This window comes from Lysinibacillus sp. FSL K6-1151 (assembly GCF_038630755.1).
Taxonomy (GTDB): Bacteria; Bacillota; Bacilli; order Bacillales_A; family Planococcaceae; genus Lysinibacillus; species Lysinibacillus fusiformis_D.
Genome location: NZ_CP152040.1, coordinates 554,993 through 576,151 on the forward strand (window position 1 = coordinate 554,993; position 21,159 = coordinate 576,151).

Genomic DNA, 21,159 nt, shown 5'->3' on the forward strand with positions numbered 1-21,159 from the left:
TCGAGTACGTAAAACAAAAGGGGTGTTTTACTTGAATAGAGCTGTCATTTTAGCAGGAGCAAGAACTGCATTTGGTAAATTTGGAGGTTCATTATCAACATTACATGCAAGTGATCTAGGGGCAATTGCAATAAAAGGTGCGCTAGAGAAAGCAAATATTGCATCTGACGAAGTAGATGAGGTTATTTTGGGCTCTGTTTTACAAGGGGGACAGGGGCAAATACCTTCGAGGCAAGCTGCGATAAAAGCCAATTTACCAACAGCGGTAAAAACAGAAACAATCAATAAAGTTTGTGCATCAGGGATGCGTGCAGTGACATTAGCAGATCAATTGATTCGATTAGGGGACGAAGAAGTGATTATTGCTGGTGGAATGGAGTCTATGTCCAATGCTCCGTACTATCTGTTAAATGGTCGAAATGGCTTGCGTATGGGAGATTCCACAATGGTGGATGGCATGCTTTATGACGGTTTAACATGTGCTTTCGATAAAGCGAGACCGCATATGGGGAGCTATGGTAATGCAACAGCTAAGGAATTCTCGCTCAGTCGTGAGGAACAGGACGCTTGGTCTGTTCGCAGTCATGAGCGCGCACTAGCGGCGATTGAACAAGGTTACTTTGCTGAAGAAATCGTACCAGTGGAGATTCCACAACGTAAAGGACAACCACTGGTCGTCGATACAGATGAAGCACCAAGAGCAGGTACAACGTTGGAGGTACTAGCAAAACTGAAACCAGCCTTTGACAAGGATGGCACGATCACAGCAGGTAATGCACCTGGCGTTAACGATGGTGCATGTGCCCTCGTGGTTATGAGTGAGGAACGTGCCACACGTGAAGGAAGAGAGCCATTAGCAATAATTTTAGGTCATGAAGAGCTTGCCATTGAGCCAGAAAACTTCCCACAAACACCGGGTCTTGTTATTAATAACTTGCTGAAAAAGACCAATAAATCATTAGCAGATATTGATTTGATCGAAATCAATGAGGCCTTTGCAGCAGTCGCTTTGGTCAGCAAGCAGTTAGCTGATTTAGATGCTGAAAAGGTGAATGTTAATGGCGGTGCGGTTGCTTTAGGTCATCCTATTGGAGCATCTGGTGCACGTATTATTTTAACGCTTGCACAAGAATTGAAGCGTCGTGGTGGAGGCATCGGTATTGCTGCAATTTGTTCAGGTGGGGGTCAAGGTGATGCGATTATGATTGAAGTACCAAAAACAGGGGGACTGAACTAATGGGAATTCAAAAGGTAATGGTCATTGGTGCAGGGCAAATGGGCTCTGGTATTGCACAAGTTTGTGCACAAGCAGGCTATGATGTGAAATTGAATGATATCAAACAAGAGTTCTTCGAGCGTGGAATAGGAGTTATTACAAAAAATTTATCACGTGATGTAGAAAAGGGCCGTAAAACGGAGGATGACAAAGCGGCTGTTTTAGGTCGAATTAGTATGTCACTAGATTTACAGGATGCTAGTGATGTAGATATTATCATCGAGGCAGCTGTAGAGAATATGGACATTAAGCAATCCATCTTTAAGCAACTTGATGGCATTGCACCAGCACATGCCATTTTAGCTACGAATACATCTTCGTTGCCTATTACTGAAATTGCAGCGGTAACAAATCGACCAGAGCAAGTAATTGGTATGCATTTTATGAACCCAGTGCCAGTAATGAAGCTTGTTGAAATCATTAGAGGCTTAGCAACTACGGATGAAGTATACAAAGCTGTTGAAGCGATGACAGTCAAGTTAGCGAAAACACCAGTAGAAGTGAATGACTTCCCAGGATTTATTTCAAACCGTATTTTGCTACCAATGATTAATGAAGCAATTTATGCGCTTTATGAAGGTGTAGCTACGAAGGAAGCAATTGACGATGTGATGAAGCTAGGTATGAACCATCCGATGGGACCATTAACATTAGCAGACTTCATTGGCTTAGATACTTGCCTTTACATCATGGAAATTTTACATGAGGGTCTAGGAGATAGTAAATATCGCCCTTGTCCACTGCTTCGTAAATACGTTGCAGCTGGCTGGCTAGGAAAGAAATCAGGAAGAGGCTTTTACGTTTACGAATAATCCTATGGGGATGGGGTTATGTAGATGTTGCGGACAACTTAGAGGGGTGACATTATAGATGCAATTGCAATTTACAGATGAGCAAATGATGATGCGCGATATGGTTCGTCAATTTGCTCAGGAAAAAATTCAACCATGGGTAGGGCGGATGGAAGCAGGAGAATTTCCACGTGAGCTTCTACAACAAATGGGTGAACTTGGCTTAATGGGGATTACGACACCAGAAGACTTAGGTGGCTCTGGTATGGATTTTACATCGTATATTATTGCGATTAATGAATTGTCAAAAGTAAGCGCTGTAATGGGGGTTATTTTATCAGTGCATACTTCGGTTGGAACAAATCCAATCATTTACTTTGGAAATGAGGAACAAAAGAAGCGTTATGTACCAAAGCTTGCAGCCGGGGAATATTTAGGCGCATTTTGTTTAACAGAGCCAGGTGCAGGCTCTGACGCAGGGTCTCTACAATCAAAGGCAGTACGAGATGGCGATGAATATGTGATTAACGGCTCTAAAGTTTTTATTACAAATGGCGGAGAGGCTGATGTATATATCGTATTCGCCTCAACCAACCCTGCTGAAAAAACACGAGGTATTTCAGCTTTTATTGTTGAAAAAGGAACACCAGGTTTAATCATTGGTAAAGATGAACAAAAGATGGGTTTACATGGCTCACGCACTGTTCAACTGACATTCGATAATTGCCGCATCCCAACCGACAACCTTTTAGGGGAAGAGGGAGAAGGCTTCAAAATTGCGATGGCGAATTTAGATGTAGGGCGCATCGGTATTGCAGCACAGGCATTGGGGATTGCTGAAGCAGCACTAGAGGCGGCTACTACTTATGCAAAAGAGCGTGTGCAATTTGGTAAACCGATTGCTGCTCAACAAGGAGTTGGCTTTACACTCGCTGATATGGCAACAGCTGTTGAATCGGCAAAACTATTAGTGTATCGTGCAGCAGATTTACGTGCAAAAGGTTTACCGTGTGGAGCAGAAGCTTCAATGGCCAAACTTTTCGCATCACGAACAGCTGTACAAACGTCAATAGAAGCGGTTCAAGTTTTTGGCGGCTACGGCTACACTGAGGACTATCCAGTAGAGCGATATTTCCGTGATGCAAAGGTCACAGAAATCTATGAAGGTACAAGTGAAATTCAAAAACTAGTTATTAGTAAACATTTACTGAAATAAAGCCTGATGATAGGCTATTCTCTTAGGGATGACTTATTAAAGTGGAGTAAAGACCCTCATCAAGAATGGAAACTCGCTCCAATGCTCCAATATGATTGACAATCGCTGAACCCAGAACAACACACAGGTAACATAGAACAGAGTCTAATTAAAAAGGGGAAATGGACAATGAACTTTCAGTTAACAGAAGAGCATGAACAATTACGTGAAATGATTCGTGATTTTGCTATAAATGAAGTGGCACCAACAGCTGCTGAACGTGACGAGAATGAAGAATTTGACCGTGCAATTTTCGATAAAATGGCGGAGCTTGGGTTAACTGGTATTCCGTGGCCAGAGGAATATGGTGGAGCTGGGTTTGACTACCTTGCATATGTCATTGCTGTTGAAGAATTATCACGTGTCTGTGCCTCCACTGGGGTAACATTATCAGCACATACTTCACTGGCAGGATGGCCACTGTACAAGTTCGGTACAGAAGAACAAAAACAAAAATACCTTCGTCCAATGGCAGAAGGAAAACATATTGGTGCGTATGGTTTAACAGAACCAGGTTCAGGATCTGATGCGGGTGGCATGAAAACATATGCTAAACGTGATGGCGATGATTATATTTTAAATGGCTCAAAAATCTTTATTACAAACGGCGGAGTGGCAGATACATATATTGTGTTTGCAGTAACAGATCCAGAAGCTAAACACGGTACATCAGCATTTATCGTGGAAGCTGGATTTAAAGGTTTCTCTGTAGGGAAGAAAGAAAAGAAATTAGGAATTCGTTCATCTCCTACAACCGAAATCATTTTCGACAACTGCCGTGTTCCAAAAGAAAATCTGCTAGGAGCTGAAGGGGAAGGTTTTAAAATTGCTATGACGACACTAGATGGTGGACGTAATGGTATTGCTGCTCAAGCTGTAGGAATTGCACAAGGAGCGCTGGATGCAGCAGTTGACTATGCCAAAGAACGTGTGCAATTTGGTAAACCAATCTCTGCTAACCAAGGTGTATCTTTTAAATTAGCAGACATGGCAACTCAAATTGAAGCTTCTCGACTTCTTACATACCAAGCGGCTTGGTTAGAGTCTAATAACCTACCATATGGTAAGGCTTCTGCAATGGCGAAATTAATGGCTGGCGATACAGCAATGAGTGTAACGACAGAGGCGGTTCAAGTATTTGGTGGCTATGGTTATACAAAGGATTATCCAGTAGAGCGCTTTATGCGTGATGCGAAAATTACTCAAATTTACGAAGGTACGCAGGAGATTCAACGTCTTGTAATCTCGCGTATGCTAACGAAATAATTGATGACAGAAAAAGATAAAAGGCCCCAAGTACAGTCAACTGTAAAAGATGAAAATTTAATCGCCATTCGTCGTGAACAAATGATTCAAGGAGCTATTAAGCTATTTAAAGAAAAAGGCTTTCATCGTGCCACGACGAGAGAAATCGCAAAAGCTGCAGGCTTTAGTATTGGTACTTTATACGAGTACATCCGTACTAAAGAAGACGTTCTTTATCTTGTTTGTGATAGTATCTATCATCATGCAATGGAGCGACTTTCAAGTTACGAGATTAAAGCTGGAACAATTGATGAGTTAAAAGAAATGATTCGAGAATATTTCGTGCAAATTGATAGCATGGTTGATGAGCTAACAATCATGTATCAAGAAACAAAATCATTGTCAAAAGAAGCACAACGCTATGTTTTTAGTAAAGAGTTTGAAATGGTTGCCACTTTTGAACGCTTGCTCCAGCGCTGTGTGCAGTCTGGGGAACTAACAATGACAGACAAGCAAATCCATTTAGCAGCCAATAACTTAGTTGTCTCAGGACAAAGCTGGGCGTTCCGCAAATGGGCATTACATCGTCAACATTCAATTGATGAGTTCATCGACATGCAAATCACCTTGTTCATTTCAGGCATAAAGGGGTTCTAATATTTCGTAAGGGGTTTGTCGGCAATTGCATACATCGACATTGCAATTGTCGGCTTTTTTCAATTCATTAAGGGGAGAGAGTGGGGATTTCATATGACAAAGGTAGAAGTATATCGTCCAAAAAATCACGTACGTTTTGTGACAGCATCAAGTCTTTTTGATGGACATGATGCTTCGGTCAATATAATGCGACGCATATTACAATCGAGCGGTGTAGAAGTAATCCATTTAGGGCATAACCGTTCTGTCGAAGAAGTCGTGAATGCCGCGATTCAAGAAGATGCACAAGGTATTGCAGTTTCTTCTTATCAAGGCGGGCATATGGAATACTTTAAATATATGTATGATTTGCTGCGTGAAAAAGGGGCACCGCATATTAAAATTTATGGCGGTGGTGGTGGGGTTATTTTACCTCGTGAAATTAAAGAGCTTCATGCGTATGGCATTGCAGGCATTTTCTCACCAGAGGATGGCCGTGTTTTAGGGCTACAAGGGATGATTAATGAGCAAATTAAAGGAACGGACTTTCCAACTGCAACAGGCAACTATTTAGATAAATTAGAGGCTTTAACGACAGAAACGCCTGAAATTTTAGCCAATCTAATTACAGCAGCTGAGTCAAATGAGGATGAAGCTACGAAAGAGATGTTAATTGAGGCACGAAAGCGTTCAAAAGGTACACCTGTCATGGGGATTACAGGAACAGGTGGCGCAGGGAAATCTTCATTAACGGATGAGCTGATTCGCCGTTTCCTGAAAGAATTCCCAGATAAACGTGTAGCCATTCTTTCGGTCGATCCAACAAAGCAAAAAACAGGTGGAGCATTACTTGGCGATAGAATTCGCATGAACGCCATCTTCAATAACCGCGTTTATATGCGTAGTTTAGCAACACGAGGCTCTCGCACTGAATTATCTGCATCTATTGGTGATGTAATAGATGTAGTACGTGTAGCGGGCTATGATTTAATCATCGTCGAAACAAGTGGTATTGGTCAAGGTGATGCCGAAATCACAAGGTATACAGATCTTTCCATGTATGTTATGACAAGTGAATTTGGTGCACCTACACAGCTTGAGAAAATTGATATGATTGATTTTGCAGATGTCATTGCGATCAATAAGTTTGAGCGTAAAGGCTCGGAGGATGCGCTACGTCAAGTACAAAAACAATACCAACGATCTCGTGAGCTATGGGAAGAATCACTTGATAGTATGCCTGTTTATGGAACAATTGCTAGCCAGTTTAATGACAAAGGGACCAATGCATTATTCGCAGCTTTAGTTCATATTATTAACGAAAAAACAGGCTACAATTGGGAAACAAGCTATGAGCAATTTGCTAAGACGCAAAAGCAAGATGTCATTATTCCAAACGATCGTCGTTATTATTTACGTGAAATTACTGACACGGTTCGTGGCTATCATAAAAAATCAGAACAGCAGGTGGGATTTGCTCGCCGTCTGTTCCAATTAGAAGGTGCTATTACGGCAGTTAAGGAAAAAGCACCAGAGGATGCACTTATAGCATCGCTTTCTTCTTTAGCACAAGGTGTCAGAGATGAATTATCAGCAGAATCCAAGCGTATATTGGATAATTGGCAAACTTTAAAAGAAGCTTATGCTGGTGATGAGTTTGTGACGAAGGTTCGAGACAAAGAAATTCGCACTATTTTAAAAACAACAAGTCTTTCTGGTACAAAAATTCCTAAAGTAGCATTGCCGAAATTTGAGGACTACGGTGAAATATTACGCTGGGTGTACAAAGAGAATGTTCCTGGTGAGTTTCCTTATACAGCAGGTGTTTTCCAATTCAAACGTGAGGGAGAAGATCCGAAGCGTCAATTTGCTGGTGAAGGAACACCTGAACGTACAAATAAACGCTTCCACTATTTATCGAAGGATGACGATGCGAAACGTTTATCTACAGCCTTTGATTCTGTAACTCTCTATGGGGAAGATCCAGATTACCGTCCAGATATTTATGGTAAGGTCGGGGAATCGGGTGTATCGATCTGTACATTAGAGGATATGAAAAAGCTTTATGCAGGCTTTGATTTATGTGCACCGTCTACATCTGTATCTATGACCATTAATGGTCCAGCGCCTATTATTTTAGCGATGTTCATGAATACGGCGATCGATCAACAAGTTAAATTGCGCGAACAAGAGCTAGGACGGACTTTGACAGTAGAAGAGTTTACCGAGACACGTGAAAACACATTGCAGGTTGTACGTGGAACAGTACAAGCTGATATTTTAAAAGAAGATCAAGGACAGAACACATGTATTTTCTCGACAGAGTTTGCTTTACGTATGATGGGTGATATTCAGCAATACTTTATTGATCATAAGGTGCGTAACTACTATTCCGTTTCTATTTCGGGTTACCATATTGCAGAAGCTGGGGCAAATCCTATTTCCCAATTAGCTTTCACCTTAGCAAATGGCTTTACGTATGTAGAGTATTATTTAAGTCGTGGCATGAATATTAACGACTTTGCACCAAATCTATCGTTCTTCTTCTCGAATGGACTTGATCCAGAGTATACAGTAATTGGACGTGTTGCTCGTCGTATTTGGGCCATTGTAATGCGTGATAAATATGGTGCCAATGAACGTGCGCAAAAGCTAAAATATCATATTCAAACATCTGGTCGTAGTCTACATGCGCAAGAGATTGATTTTAATGATATTCGTACAACATTACAAGCATTGATGGCATTACAAGATAACTGTAACTCATTGCATACAAATGCCTATGATGAAGCTATTACAACACCTACAGAGGAATCTGTACGTCGTGCCATGGCTATCCAAATGATTATTACGAAAGAGCATGGCTTGGCAAAAAACGAAAATCCTCTGCAAGGTGCATTTGTTATAGAAGAATTGACAGATCTTGTAGAAGAAGCGGTCCTTGAGGAATTTGATCGTATTAATGATCGTGGTGGTGTTTTAGGTGCAATGGAAACGCAATATCAACGAGGTAAAATTCAAGAGGAGTCCATGTACTATGAAATGTTAAAGCATTCAGGGGAGCTACCAATCATTGGTGTCAATACGTACCTGAATCCAAATCCACCTTCAGACGCTGCTATCGATAATATGGAAATTGCTCGTGCATCCACAGAAGAGAAGGAAACGCAAATTCGCAATTTACAAGCATTCTGGAAGACGCATGAAGAAGAAAGTGAAGCTGCAATCGCACGTTTACAAGAAGTTGCTGTTAACAATGGTAATATTTTTGCTGAGCTTATGGAATCAGTAAAAGTAGCAAGCTTAGGACAAATTACAAAAGCTTTATATGAAGTTGGCGGACAATATCGTCGAAATATGTAATTGTAGACATTCAAAACTGCTTTTTTTCTAACATTTTTTTCTAATTTATGTAACAAGCTTCTCTAGTTTCTAGTGTCTAGTCTTAAGATTAGGCACTTCTTTTTATTTTCGTTATAATAGAAATGTAAAAAAAGGGAGGCGCAGTAGGGATGAAATCATTTATTCACTACATAATTATATTAGCTTTAGTATTGGTAGCCATTTTCCTGTATAATAAGCAAATTGGCGCTATTCCTTTACTACTATTATCTGTTTATTTGTTTTATCTTGGAATAAAAAAAATGCGTAATATAAAAAACAGTAATTGAAGCTAGCAAAGGGGCTAAAACTTTGTATATAATGGGTATTATGCTTATGTATAGAAAGTACCTTTTGCGTGGCCTTTTTTGCTGCGCTTGGAAAATAAAGCACCATGTAATTTTAAAACGTCCATTGTGATGAGGGAAAGGAAGTGCACGAATTGAATTTTCGTGAAATGACAAAGGAACAATTAACGGAAGAATCGTTAATTAACTTAGCTTATGCAATTTTAAATGAAAAACGTGCCTCAGTGTCTTTTAATGATTTACTAAAATTAATTCAAGAGCTTGTGGGCTATAGTGATGCAGAAATGAAATCCCGTCTGTTACAATTTTATACAGATATTAATATTGATGGCCGCTTCTTATATAATCAAGAAGCAGGATGGGGCCTACGTGAATGGTTTAAAGTAGAGCAAATTGAAGAAGAAACAGCACCTTCTGTTAAGACTCAAAAGAAAAAATCTAAAGCTGCCTTTGATGATGAAGATCTTGATGAGGATGTAGATTTAGAAGAAGAAGATATCGACTTTGACGAAGACTTCGAAGAGTTTGTTGATGAAGAAGATATTGAAGAAGAGGACGAAGAAAAAGAAGAAATCGATTTTGACGATGAAGAAATCGAAGATATTGACGAAGAAATTGATGAAGACTTTATTGATGAAGAGGAAGAAGAGTTCGACGAAGAAGAGGAAGAAAACTAATACAGTACTCTTAGAATTTTCTTTCTATTAGGCATGGAGTAAAAAATCTTGACTTCTATCACGGTTCCGTTTAATCTTTTACTTGGGCTCCTTAAAAGAAGGAGAAAGACCGTGTATATAATACGCTCCCCCTGCAAACCTATGCAGGAGGAGCGTTTTTTTGTTTTTAACTATATTCAGTTCTCCCATACATTCATCCAGAAATGAATATAAAAGTTTGGATTTATTCATGATGTATAGTAAACGGTGACTGGATAAATGTTAGAGTTTTAAGGTTTAAAGGAAAGTGGAAAAGAGATAGAACCGATTACAGCTTCGAATCGACTACATTTTTTGTAGACATTCTCGGCTTTTCTTTTTTTAGGGTATTAGAATATAAAGGATTCTGTTCCCCCCTAAGCGAGCTAGTAATTTTAGAACATCATAAGGAGGAATTTATTCATGACGAAGTATATTTTTGTAACAGGTGGGGTTGTATCATCACTTGGAAAAGGGATTGTTGCAGCATCTCTAGGTCGTTTATTAAAGAACCGTGGTTTAGAAGTTACGATTCAAAAGTTTGACCCATATATCAATATTGACCCAGGTACAATGAGCCCTTATCAACATGGTGAGGTTTTTGTAACAGATGATGGTGCTGAGGCTGATTTAGACTTAGGACATTATGAACGTTTCATTGACATTAACCTAGGGAAACATTCTACAGTAACTTCAGGTCGCGTTTACCAATCTGTATTACAGAAAGAACGTCGTGGTGATTATAATGGTGGAACAGTACAAGTAATTCCTCATATTACAAACGAAATTAAAGACCGTATCCAACGTGCTGGTCGTGAAACTAATGCAGACGTTGTTATTACAGAGGTTGGTGGGACAGTAGGGGATATTGAATCATTGCCATTCCTTGAAGCGATTCGCCAAATGAAAACAAATTTAGGTCATGACAATGTGATGTATATTCACTGTACACTTATACCTTATATTAAAGCAGCTGGTGAATTGAAAACAAAGCCTACTCAGCATTCTGTTAAAGAATTACGCTCTTTAGGTATCCAGCCAAATATTATCGTCGTACGTACAGAACAAGAAGTACCACAAGATATGAAAGAGAAATTAGCATTATTCTGTGATGTGCAACCACATGAAATTATTGAATCTCGTGATGCAGAGCATTTATATGAAGTGCCATTAAACCTGCATGCACAAGATATTGATGATATCGTTCTTGATCATTTTGGCATTGAAGCACCAGAGGCAGATATGGAAGAATGGCGCGAGCTGGTAGACAAAGTGAAGAACTTACCAAATAAAAGAAAAGTAGCATTAGTAGGGAAATATGTGGAATTACAAGATGCTTACATTTCAGTAGTTGAGGCATTAAAGCATGCGGGCTACGCATTTAACTCTGATATTGAAATTGACTGGATTAATGCAGAACATGTCAATGCAGATAACGTTGCTTCACTATTAAAAGGTGCAGATGCCATTTTAGTACCAGGCGGTTTTGGTGATCGTGGTGTTGAAGGGAAAATTTTAGCGACACAATATGCGCGTGAAAATGATGTACCGTTCCTTGGTATTTGCTTAGGTATGCAATTAGCAACAATAGAATTTGCTCGTAATGTCCTTGGTTTAAAAGGTGCACATTCTACAGAGCTTGATGCAAATACAGAGTACCCAATTATCGACTTCTTACCAGATCAAAATGATAGTGTAGATATTGGCGGTACATTACGTTTAGGATTATACCCATGTAAATTGAAAGATGGTTCAAAGGCAAGCAATGCATACGGTAAAGAGCTTGTTTATGAGCGTCACCGTCACCGCTATGAGTTTAACAATGAATATCGTGAGGCAATGGAAGCAGCAGGTCTTGTCTTCTCAGGTACAAGCCCTGATGGCAAATTGGTTGAAATTATTGAGCTACCAGGTAACAACTTCTTTGTAGCATGTCAATTCCACCCAGAGCTAGTTTCACGTCCAAATCGTCCACAACCATTGTTCCGTGATTTTATCGGAGCAACATTTAAATAATCAAAAAGAGTTGTCTCTCTATTAATGAGACAACTCTTTTTAAATGAATGTTTATAGTTCTTCTTCATCAATACCAAGCATTTCATCATAAGCAATTTTCACTGCTTCATATACAAAAAGTCCAGCAATTGCATGTGGTACAACGATTCTTTGCCCTAAATCATTAGGCAATAAACCACCTTTAACGCGTGTAGAAACATACGTATAGGCCAAATCTGCAAGAGGATTTTCCGTATTCGCTACTTCACTCGCAACAGCAGCGAAAGGAATAAACCGTTTATTTAAGTCTTGAGCTAAAGCCAGTGCCTCCTCATCGTGCGCACTGCGTGTAAAAATGCAAACACGATCAGCTTCAGTTAAGCTTGTACTCGAAGTCCAAGGAGCTAATTTGCTAAATGGTTCAACTGCTTGAGATGCATTGGATTCAATAACTTGCATTTCACCAAAGCAAGCGAAATACACATGACCTTCTCCAATGGCTGCTTGTGCAAGGAGTCTTGCTGTTTCCTCAATAGCCTCCTCTTCATTTTGTGTTATTCTTTGTAATAATCCACTTAATTGTGTTGTTAGAATTTTTGACATGTTCCCACCTCTAACCATATTATAGGGGCGGAAAAGGTAGAAAGCAAAAGCAGATAATTTATAATACTAGAAGGTATTAAGCTGAAAAAGGAGAATTATACATAATAAAGAAAGTTTTTGTGTAAGAATAAAACTAAAAAAGGGCGGAATGAAATGTGAAACGATTACTAATTGTCGATGATCAGCAGGGAATTCGTTTACTTTTAAATGAAGTGTTGAAAAAGGAAGGTTATCTTACATATTTAGCGGCTAATGGTTCAGAGGCATTAAAATATGCAGATGAGCAACAGATGGATTGTGTTTTACTGGATATGAAGATTCCAGGGATGGACGGTATTGAAATCTTGAAACGCTTAAAAGAAAAATTTCCGAAGTTACCTGTATTTATGATGACAGCATATGGCGAATTGGATGTAGTGCAAGAAGCTTTAGAATTAGGAGCTATTCGTTACTTTACAAAACCATTTGATATTTTTGAGGTGCGAGATGAAGTAAATAAGGCTTTACAGGTGTAAAAAACAGACAGTGGACACACGGTCTGTTTTTTATGTTTATTTTGAAAGAAGCGACAGGGTATTGCCTTCAATTTCAGTGTGTTGCACTATGCTGTCGTGTAGAAAATAAGAGCCTCTGCATTTCAGGTGCAAGCCTCTGTTGAGTTACACTCCACAACGGCAGACACTGTCGCTACGTTATACTGCGGCTATCGTGTAGAAAATAATAGCCCCTGCATTTCAGGTGCAAGCCTTCGTTGAGTTGCACTCCACAACGGCAGACACTGTCGCTACGTTACACTGCGCTATCGTGTAGAAAATAATAGCCCCTGCATTTCAGGTGCAAGCCTTCGTTGAGTTGCACTCCACTACGGCAGACACTGCCGCTACGTTACACTGCGCTTTCGTGTAGAAAATAAGAGCCTCTGCTTTTCAGGTGCAAGCCTCTGTTGCGTTGCACTCCACTACGGCAGACACTGTCGCTACGTTACACTGCGCTATCGTGTAGAAAATAAGAGCCCCTGCTTTTCAGGTTCAAGCGCCGCCGTTACGTTGCACTACACTTTGGCGACACTGCCGCTACGTTGCCCTCCGCTTTCGTGTAGAAAATAATAGCCCCTGCTTTTCAGGGGCTATTATTTTTGCTATGATTGAGGGGCATGTTTATGTAAAGAATAGTCCTATGAGGAGGATTTTTAGTATGGCATTAGTATCTATGAAAGAGATGTTAATTAAAGCAAAAGCAGAAGGTTATGCGGTTGGTCAATTCAACATTAATAACCTTGAATGGACTCAAGCAATTTTACAAGCAGCTGAAGAAGAAAAATCTCCAGTGATTCTTGGTGTTTCTGAAGGTGCAGGTAAATATATGGGCGGATTTATTTCCGTTGTTCATATGGTAAAAGGTTTAATGGAATCTTACGGTATTACAGTTCCTGTAGCGATTCATCTTGACCATGGTTCTAGCTTTGCAAAATGTAAAGAGGCAATTGATGCAGGCTTTACTTCAGTGATGATTGATGCATCACATCACTCATTTGAGGAAAATGTAAAAATTACTTCAGAAGTAGTAGAATACGCACATGCTAAAGGCGTTTCTGTGGAAGCAGAATTAGGAACAGTTGGTGGAGATGAAGATGGCGTAATCGGTGGTATTATTTATGCTAATCCAGAAGAATGCCGCAAAATGGTTGAACTGACAGACATCGATTGCTTAGCACCAGCACTTGGCTCTGTACATGGTCCTTACAAAGGAGAGCCAAACTTAGGCTTTAAAGAAATGGAAGAAATCTCTAAATTAGCGGATCTTCCACTTGTCTTACATGGTGGTACAGGTATCCCAACAAAGGATATTCAACGTTCCATTTCATTAGGTACAGCTAAAATCAACGTCAATACTGAAAATCAAATTGAAGCAACAAAAGTAATCCGTGAAATTCTAGACAACGACAAAGTTGTTTACGATCCACGTAAATTCCTTGGTCCAGCACGTGAAGCCATTAAGGCAACGGTTATTGGTAAAATTCGTGAATTTGGTAGTGCACAAAAAGCATAATTTTTGCATTTAATATGTTACAAAAGCATAGTTAAATACACATACTAAGAGAAGTGTTGATGCTTTCAATCGACCTTCTCTTGTTTTTGAAATAATAAAATTTTGGAAAATATTTAATAATATAAGAAAAATGATCAGGAGGAAATAAAAATGAAATTTTTCATTGATACAGCAAACTTTGAAGAGATTAAAGAGGCACATGCATGGGGTATTTTATCAGGGGTTACAACAAACCCATCATTAGTGGCTAAAGAAGAGAATGTTTCTTTCCATGATCGTCTTCGTGAAATAGCTGAGCTTGTTGATGGCTCTGTAAGCGGAGAAGTTATTGCACTTGATGCGGAAGGTATGATTAAAGAAGGTTTGGAATTAGCTGCGATTGCTCCAAACATAACAGTAAAGTTACCAATGACACCAGCTGGATTAGAGGCATGTCGTTTCTTTGCAAACAAAGGTATTAAAACAAACGTGACATTAATCTTTAGTGCGAACCAAGCATTAATGGCTGCGCGTGCAGGTGCTACATACGTATCACCATTTATCGGCCGTTTAGATGACATTGGTCAAAATGGTGTCGAGCTAATTGAAACAATAGCAGATATTTTTACCATTCATAATATCGATACGCAAATTATTGCTGCTTCTGTTCGTCATCCTCAGCATGTTACAGCAGCAGCTTTAGCTGGCGCACATATTTCAACTACACCGTTTAAAGTATTAAAGCAACTTTTCAACCATCCATTAACGGAAAAAGGAATTGAAGGATTTTTAACGGATTGGAATACGAGAAAAGGCGAATAATAAGATTATAAAGTGAGCCAATTGCAAAAAATACTACTTTCCAATCATGAGGGAGAACGCAAAATGGATGTTTATAAAATTACTGGCGAAAATCGTCTACGAGGTACAATTAAAGTTAGTGGTGCAAAAAATAGTGCAGTCGCCTTAATTCCTGCATCAATTTTGGCGAACTCTCCAGTGACTATTGGGGGGATACCCGAAATTTCAGATGCTTGGACGTTAAAGGCTTTATTAGAGGAAATTGGTGGAGAAGTTTCATTTGAGGATGGCACAATGACAATTGATCCTACAGATATGATTGCATTGCCTTTACCAAATGGCAACGTGAAAAAGTTACGCGCTTCTTATTATTTAATGGGTGCTATGCTTGGACGTTTTAAGAAGGCAGTCATAGGGTTACCTGGAGGCTGCTTTTTAGGACCACGACCAATTGACCAACATATAAAAGGCTTTGAGGCATTGGGAGCTAAAATTACCAATGAACATGGAGCCATCTATTTACGTGCAGATGAATTGATTGGGGCAAAAATTTATTTAGATGTAGCAAGTGTTGGGGCAACGATTAATATTATGTTAGCAGCAGTGCTTGCAAAGGGACGGACTGTCATTGAAAATGCCGCAAAGGAACCTGAAATCATCGATGTAGCGACACTTCTGACGAATATGGGGGCCAATATTAAAGGTGCAGGTACAAGTGTCATCCGTATTGAAGGTGTAGAAGAGCTACATGGTACCGAGCATACGATTATACCAGATCGCATTGAAGCATCTACATTTTTGATAATGGCTGCAGCAGTTGGTGATGGTATTACCATTGATAACGTTATTCCACTGCATTTAGAAGCGATTATCGCAAAGCTTCGTGAAATGGGTGTGAAAATCGAAATTGGTGAAGAAAGTATTTATGTACCAAAAACAGATCTCTCGACATTACAGGCAGTGGATGTTAAAACGCTGGTATACCCTGGATTCCCAACGGACATTCAGCAGCCACTTGCGGTGTTAATGTCACAGGCATTCGGTTCTTCTAAAGTAACAGATACTATTTATACAGCTCGATTTAAACATATTGATGAGCTTCGTCGTATGAATGCAGATGCTCGTGTAGAAGGAAATACAGCTATTATTAAAGGGCCGAGTAAATTACATGGCTCAACGGTAACAGCTACAGATCTTCGCGCGGGTGCAGCTTTAGTTTTAGCTGGTCTCTTAGCTGAAGGCGAAACAGAGGTTCAGGATATCTATCATATCGAACGTGGCTATAGCTCACTTATTGAGAAATTACGTGATTTAGGCGCTGATATTCGACGTGAAACAATCATGGCACGTGTAGCTGAGACAAAGGAATAATGAGAGCTAAAAGTTTTCAGCCAATTATGTTACAATAGAGGTAATTTGAATGTTTTGGCATAAAAAGATGCCGATAACGGGAGGCAAAGCAACAATGGAACGTAGTTTATCGATGGAAGTAGTACGAGTAACAGAAGCAGCAGCAATCGCATCCGGGAAATGGATGGGACGCGGTTTGAAAATTGAAGCAGATGATGCAGCAACAACAGCGATGCGCAAAATGTTCGATACAATTCCAATGCATGCTACAGTAGTAATTGGTGAAGGTGAAATGGATGAAGCACCAATGCTTTATATTGGTGAAGAACTTGGTTTACGAAATGGTGGTCCAAAAGTAGATATCGCAGTGGATCCTTTAGAAGGTACAAATATTGTGGCAAAAGGTACGAACGGTGCCATGACAGTACTTGCTATTGCAGATAAAGGCAATTTGTTAAATGCGCCAGACATGTACATGGAGAAAATTGCTGTAGGGCCAGAAGCGGCTGGAAAAGTGGATATAAATGCTTCTGTCACTTATAACTTATTACAAGTAGCAAAGGCTAAAAATAAAGATATTTCTGATGTAGTTGCTACTCTTTTAGATCGACCTCGCCATCAAGCAATTGTTGATGAAATTCGTGAAGCTGGCGCACGTATTAAGTTTATCCAAGATGGCGATGTTGGCGCAGCAATCAACACCGCTTTTGATGAAACGGGTATTGATATTATGTTTGGAACAGGTGGCGCTCCAGAGGGTGTTATTTCGGCAGTGGCCTTAAAATGCCTCGGTGGGGACTTCCAAGCAAAACTAGTACCAGAGGATGAAGAGCAATTAGAACGCTGCACAAAAATGGGTGTAGATGTTGAGAAAGTGCTTTATTTAGATGACCTAGTAAAAGGCGATGATGCTATTTTTGCAGCAACTGCTGTAACAGATTGCGAGCTTTTAAAGGGTGTTCAATATAAAGGTGCTTATGCCCTAACACACTCAGTAGTTATGCGAGCTAAATCCGGTACGGTTCGCTTTGTAGAAGGCCGTCACGCTCTTGAGAAAAAACCTAGATATTAATGATATTTTCTTCTAAAATATACCTAGTACATCTATTGTGCTAGGTACCTTCTTCTTAAATTAACCATCCCATATTTTAAGGCAATGTTTAGTTGTATGGTAGAAAGTGTATCAGTAGTTATTATTAAACTCAGGCTACCATATAAGCATTAACAGAGCCTATCGAAAACTTCAATGATAACCCCAATAATTGTATTATATTTTGAAAAAGACTGGAGTTGTGCATATGTCTACATTGACAATCGCTCAATTAGAAAACATGACGTTAAAAGAGCTTTACGCCCTCGCACGCCAATATAAAATTTCATATTATAGCAAGCTAACGAAAAAAGAATTAATATTTGCTATTTTGAAAACGCGTTCAGAGCAAGAGGGCTATTTCTTTATGGAAGGCGTATTAGAAATTGTTTCGCAAGAGGGCTTTGGCTTCCTACGACCAATAAACTACTCACCAAGTAAAGAAGATATTTATATTTCTGCATCTCAAATCCGTCGCTTTGACCTACGTAATGGGGACAAGGTGTCTGGGAAGGTGCGACCACCGAAGGAAAATGAACGCTATTACGGCCTTTTACAAGTAGATGCTGTCAATGGCGAAGATCCTGAAGTAGCAAAGGAACGTGTGCATTTCCCTGCATTAACACCTTTATATCCTGATCGACAAATTAAGCTTGAAACAACACAGCGCAATTTATCAACACGTATAATGGATTTAGTGGCTCCTGTAGGTTTTGGTCAGCGTGGTTTAATCGTTGCACCACCAAAGGCAGGGAAAACATCTTTATTAAAAGAAATTGCAAACGCTATTACAACCAATCATCCAGAAGCTGAATTAATTGTCTTGCTGATTGATGAACGTCCTGAGGAAGTGACAGATATTGAACGTTCTGTAAATGCAGATGTTGTCAGCTCAACATTTGATGAAGTACCAGAGAATCACGTGAAAGTGGCAGAAATTGTATTAGAACGTGCACGCCGTTTAGTTGAACATAAGCGTGATGTTATCATTTTAATGGACTCTATCACGCGTTTAGCACGTGCTTTTAACTTAGTCATTCCGCCAAGTGGACGTACACTTTCAGGTGGTATTGATCCTGCTGCTTTCCATAGACCAAAACGTTTCTTTGGTTCAGCTCGTAATATTGAAGAAGGCGGTAGCTTAACAATTTTAGCAACAGCTTTAGTCGATACAGGCTCTCGTATGGATGAAGTCATCTATGAAGAATTTAAAGGTACAGGTAACTTAGAGCTTCATCTAGACCGTCAGTTGGCGGAGCGCCGTATTTTCCCTGCGCTTGATATTCGCCGCTCAGGTACACGTAAAGAAGAGCTTCTTCTTGAGCCAGAACAGCTTGAAAAACTATGGGCGATCCGTAAAACATTTTCAGATGCGCCTGATTTTGCAGAGCGCTTCCTGAAAAAGCTGCGCACGACAAAATCAAATGAAGAATTTTTTGAGAAATTGAACGAAGATATGAAAAAAGCCACAAAAGGTAAGGGGCTACTTTAACTTAAAATTTAGTTAGCTCTTCATATTGCTGATTATAATCTTCAGAAAAGAATCACCATTAACTAAAATTAGTTGATGGTGATTTTGTTGTTGAAAAAAGGTAATGTCAACGGCATAATAAGCAGTTTTGTAAGGCGAGGGGTTGATTTCCGTTCCGCCAGCGTCCTTTCCAGGGGGCGTCCGATGAGCCGCTTCACTCACTGCGTTCGCTCCAGGGTCTCATCTGTGACGCTAAATCCCCTAGGAGTGACGCTGGCTCCACTCCAATCAACCATTCTGCAAAAGTGTCTTTTCCTGAACAAAATAGCCCATTATTTATATTATAAGAGAGGATAGCCTCTTACTTTCAATGTGGAGAAGCGATGTGTGACAACACCCCTCCATAAAAGAGTAGTGAATACCTTCACTTTTTTGCTAAAAAGTGAACATTTTTATGGATTGGAGTGGAAGGCTACTTGACTCCCGTGGGAATAGCGAGATAGGCGAGCCCCTGCACGGAGGAAGCGGCTCGGCGCTCGCCCACAGGAAAGCAAGTAGCCTGCAACGGAAATCCTTTTTCACCTTTCACATAAATTCTATGGATGGTTTTGTTTTTCAACACTATGATCACCATTAACTAAAATTAGTTGATGGTGATTTTTTGTAATATAAAAAGGAAAATATTGTATGATTGTATAATCATTTTCCTAATACTATTTTACTGATAAAGGGAGCTAGAAACTAAATGTATCAAAATAGAAACTATGAAATTTGAATTAAAAAACTACAATTTACCATAAATGTATTGTATAATTATGTTATTATACATAAGGAATGGTGATTTTTAATGAGATTTTGCATAAGTTGTGGTGAAAAAAATAGTGAAGAAGTATTGTATTGTACAAATTGTGGTAATAGTCTTAGCGATGTACAAGATAAAACATCTATGAAAATTGAACCAAAACTAAGTGCTCAAAAGAAGCATCGTAAAAAAATGACTAAAAAACAGAAATGGATATTTTCTATCTCAAGTGTCCTACTATTAGTTCTTGCTATTACACATTTCGTTTTAAGTAGCATTTATGAGCCAACTAAGCAGATTAGTGCGATGAATGATGCGTATAATAATCAAGATAAAGATGCTTTCTTTCAAGAGTTTGAAGTTAAAGAGGGCACTGTAGCAGATGCTCAAAATTTTTATGCGATTGTTAAAGAGTACGGTTGGACAAATTTGAGAAATCAACTTACATATGAAGTAGAACGTATTATGAATAATGAAAATCCAGATATTATATACAATGGGGGTGAATTTATTTCTGTACATAGTAAACCTATTTTATTTGGGTTGTATGACAGGGTTGAATTCATCATTATTCCGACTGAAGTGTTTATTTATGCACCTTTTAAAAATATGACTTTACAGTTTGGGGATAAGGAAATTGTCAGTAAGAGTGATGAGGAAAATGTAGGATTTGGTCACTATATTCCAGGAGAGTATGCTTGGTCTTATAGTTATGAAGGTGGTTATATACCTTTAGCAGACGAAGGAAAACTAATGCTTGAAGCACAAGCAGACAATATTGCACAAATTGATGTAGACTGGGGTTTCCAAACAGTATCTGTAGACTCCGATTTAGAGGATGCGATTTTATATGTAAATGGAAAATCGACTGAAAAAAAAGTAAGTGAATTAAGAGAGCTTTATCCTGCGAAACTAAATAGTAAAATAGAAGTTTATGCACAAAGTCAAGATAAGGATGGTAAAACGGTAAAGTCAGATGTATTGCCACTAGATAGTGATACTATTTATTTACCATTTGAACATATTCGAACGGAACAAAAATTAGCAGAACATGAAGATATCATAAGGGATATTTATAAAAATTTCCGCTCAGACTATTCCTCTGCTATTCGATACACAAATTTTGATTACATAGGTGATTATTTCAGAGAAGGAAGTAAAATAAAAAAAGATTATGCGAAATTTGTAACGGATCATGATAATATTCCTGGCTATAACTATGAATTTTTGTTAAATGAAATAATATCATTTAATACATTATCAGATAAACAATTTGAGTTACAGTCATATGAAACTTTTAATTATTCTTCAGATAAAGAAGGTTCTATTAACTATGAACGTAAAAAGAAATATATTTTCTCATTTGAAAATGGAAAATACTTTATTGATGAAATTGTGGATTTAGATACGAAAAAGACAAAATTATAGTGAG

Annotated in this window: 16 protein-coding genes; 15 read left to right on the forward strand and 1 reads right to left on the reverse strand. The window is 39.0% G+C overall.

The features are described from left to right. The first annotated feature begins 31 nt into the window (after positions 1–31). The 8 genes from MHI04_RS02605 to MHI04_RS02640 all read left to right on the forward strand — a co-directional run bounded on the left by MHI04_RS02605 (position 32) and on the right by MHI04_RS02640 (position 11,603). Positions 32–1,237, forward strand: a complete 1,206-nt coding sequence (locus tag MHI04_RS02605; RefSeq protein WP_342535327.1) for an acetyl-CoA C-acetyltransferase — start codon at positions 32–34, stop codon at positions 1,235–1,237. Then, entirely contained in the window at positions 1,237–2,088 is an 852-nt protein-coding gene (locus MHI04_RS02610) for a 3-hydroxybutyryl-CoA dehydrogenase (protein WP_036121460.1), read from the forward strand. Before MHI04_RS02605 ends, MHI04_RS02610 begins: the two co-directional genes overlap by 1 nt. Positions 2,089–2,146: 58 nt before the next feature. After that, on the forward strand, positions 2,147–3,283 hold the full coding sequence (locus MHI04_RS02615) for an acyl-CoA dehydrogenase (RefSeq protein WP_340812543.1): 1,137 nt from the start codon (positions 2,147–2,149) through the stop codon (positions 3,281–3,283). A gap of 168 nt (positions 3,284–3,451) precedes the next feature. Continuing rightward, on the forward strand, positions 3,452–4,588 hold the full coding sequence (locus MHI04_RS02620) for an acyl-CoA dehydrogenase (RefSeq protein WP_036121450.1): 1,137 nt from the start codon (positions 3,452–3,454) through the stop codon (positions 4,586–4,588). Positions 4,589–4,591: 3 nt separating this feature from the next. Beyond that, complete coding sequence (locus MHI04_RS02625; protein WP_036121448.1) at positions 4,592–5,224, forward strand: TetR/AcrR family transcriptional regulator; 633 nt, start codon at positions 4,592–4,594, stop codon at positions 5,222–5,224. Between the two features lie 93 nt (positions 5,225–5,317). Then, complete coding sequence (gene icmF / locus MHI04_RS02630; protein WP_271912339.1) at positions 5,318–8,566, forward strand: fused isobutyryl-CoA mutase/GTPase IcmF; 3,249 nt, start codon at positions 5,318–5,320, stop codon at positions 8,564–8,566. 460 nt (positions 8,567–9,026) lie between these two features. Then, positions 9,027–9,569, forward strand: coding sequence for a DNA-directed RNA polymerase subunit delta (gene rpoE / locus MHI04_RS02635; protein ID WP_058844289.1), 543 nt, complete (start codon positions 9,027–9,029; stop codon positions 9,567–9,569). Between the two features lie 441 nt (positions 9,570–10,010). Continuing rightward, complete coding sequence (locus tag MHI04_RS02640) at positions 10,011–11,603, forward strand: CTP synthase (protein WP_036121444.1); 1,593 nt, start codon at positions 10,011–10,013, stop codon at positions 11,601–11,603. Between the two features lie 51 nt (positions 11,604–11,654). Here the strand turns inward: MHI04_RS02640 and MHI04_RS02645 are convergent, their stop codons facing one another. Further along, a complete protein-coding gene (locus MHI04_RS02645; RefSeq protein ID WP_036121442.1) occupies positions 11,655–12,185 on the reverse strand; it encodes a DUF2529 family protein in 531 nt (176 codons plus the stop codon). Between the two features lie 155 nt (positions 12,186–12,340). On the opposite strand from MHI04_RS02645, the gene MHI04_RS02650 reads away from it, so the two are divergent. From MHI04_RS02650 to MHI04_RS02680, 7 genes are all read left to right on the forward strand, one after another. Beyond that, positions 12,341–12,700: a response regulator gene (locus MHI04_RS02650; RefSeq protein ID WP_036121440.1), complete on the forward strand. Its 360-nt coding sequence runs from the start codon at positions 12,341–12,343 to the stop codon at positions 12,698–12,700. Between the two features lie 679 nt (positions 12,701–13,379). Beyond that, a complete protein-coding gene (locus tag MHI04_RS02655) occupies positions 13,380–14,234 on the forward strand; it encodes a class II fructose-bisphosphate aldolase (protein WP_036121426.1) in 855 nt (284 codons plus the stop codon). A 150-nt stretch (positions 14,235–14,384) separates the two neighbouring features. After that, positions 14,385–15,035: a fructose-6-phosphate aldolase gene (gene fsa / locus MHI04_RS02660; protein ID WP_036121423.1), complete on the forward strand. Its 651-nt coding sequence runs from the start codon at positions 14,385–14,387 to the stop codon at positions 15,033–15,035. Positions 15,036–15,098: 63 nt separating this feature from the next. Beyond that, complete coding sequence (locus MHI04_RS02665; RefSeq protein WP_036121421.1) at positions 15,099–16,385, forward strand: UDP-N-acetylglucosamine 1-carboxyvinyltransferase; 1,287 nt, start codon at positions 15,099–15,101, stop codon at positions 16,383–16,385. A 94-nt stretch (positions 16,386–16,479) separates the two neighbouring features. Continuing rightward, positions 16,480–17,436 (forward strand): class II fructose-bisphosphatase, encoded by a 957-nt coding sequence (glpX, locus tag MHI04_RS02670; protein ID WP_036121428.1) that lies wholly within the window; start codon positions 16,480–16,482, stop codon positions 17,434–17,436. A gap of 226 nt (positions 17,437–17,662) precedes the next feature. Next, positions 17,663–18,946 (forward strand): transcription termination factor Rho, encoded by a 1,284-nt coding sequence (gene rho, locus MHI04_RS02675; RefSeq protein ID WP_036121419.1) that lies wholly within the window; start codon positions 17,663–17,665, stop codon positions 18,944–18,946. An 826-nt stretch (positions 18,947–19,772) separates the two neighbouring features. After that, on the forward strand, positions 19,773–21,155 hold the full coding sequence (locus MHI04_RS02680) for a zinc ribbon domain-containing protein (RefSeq protein ID WP_036121417.1): 1,383 nt from the start codon (positions 19,773–19,775) through the stop codon (positions 21,153–21,155). The last annotated feature ends 4 nt before the right edge of the window (positions 21,156–21,159 follow it).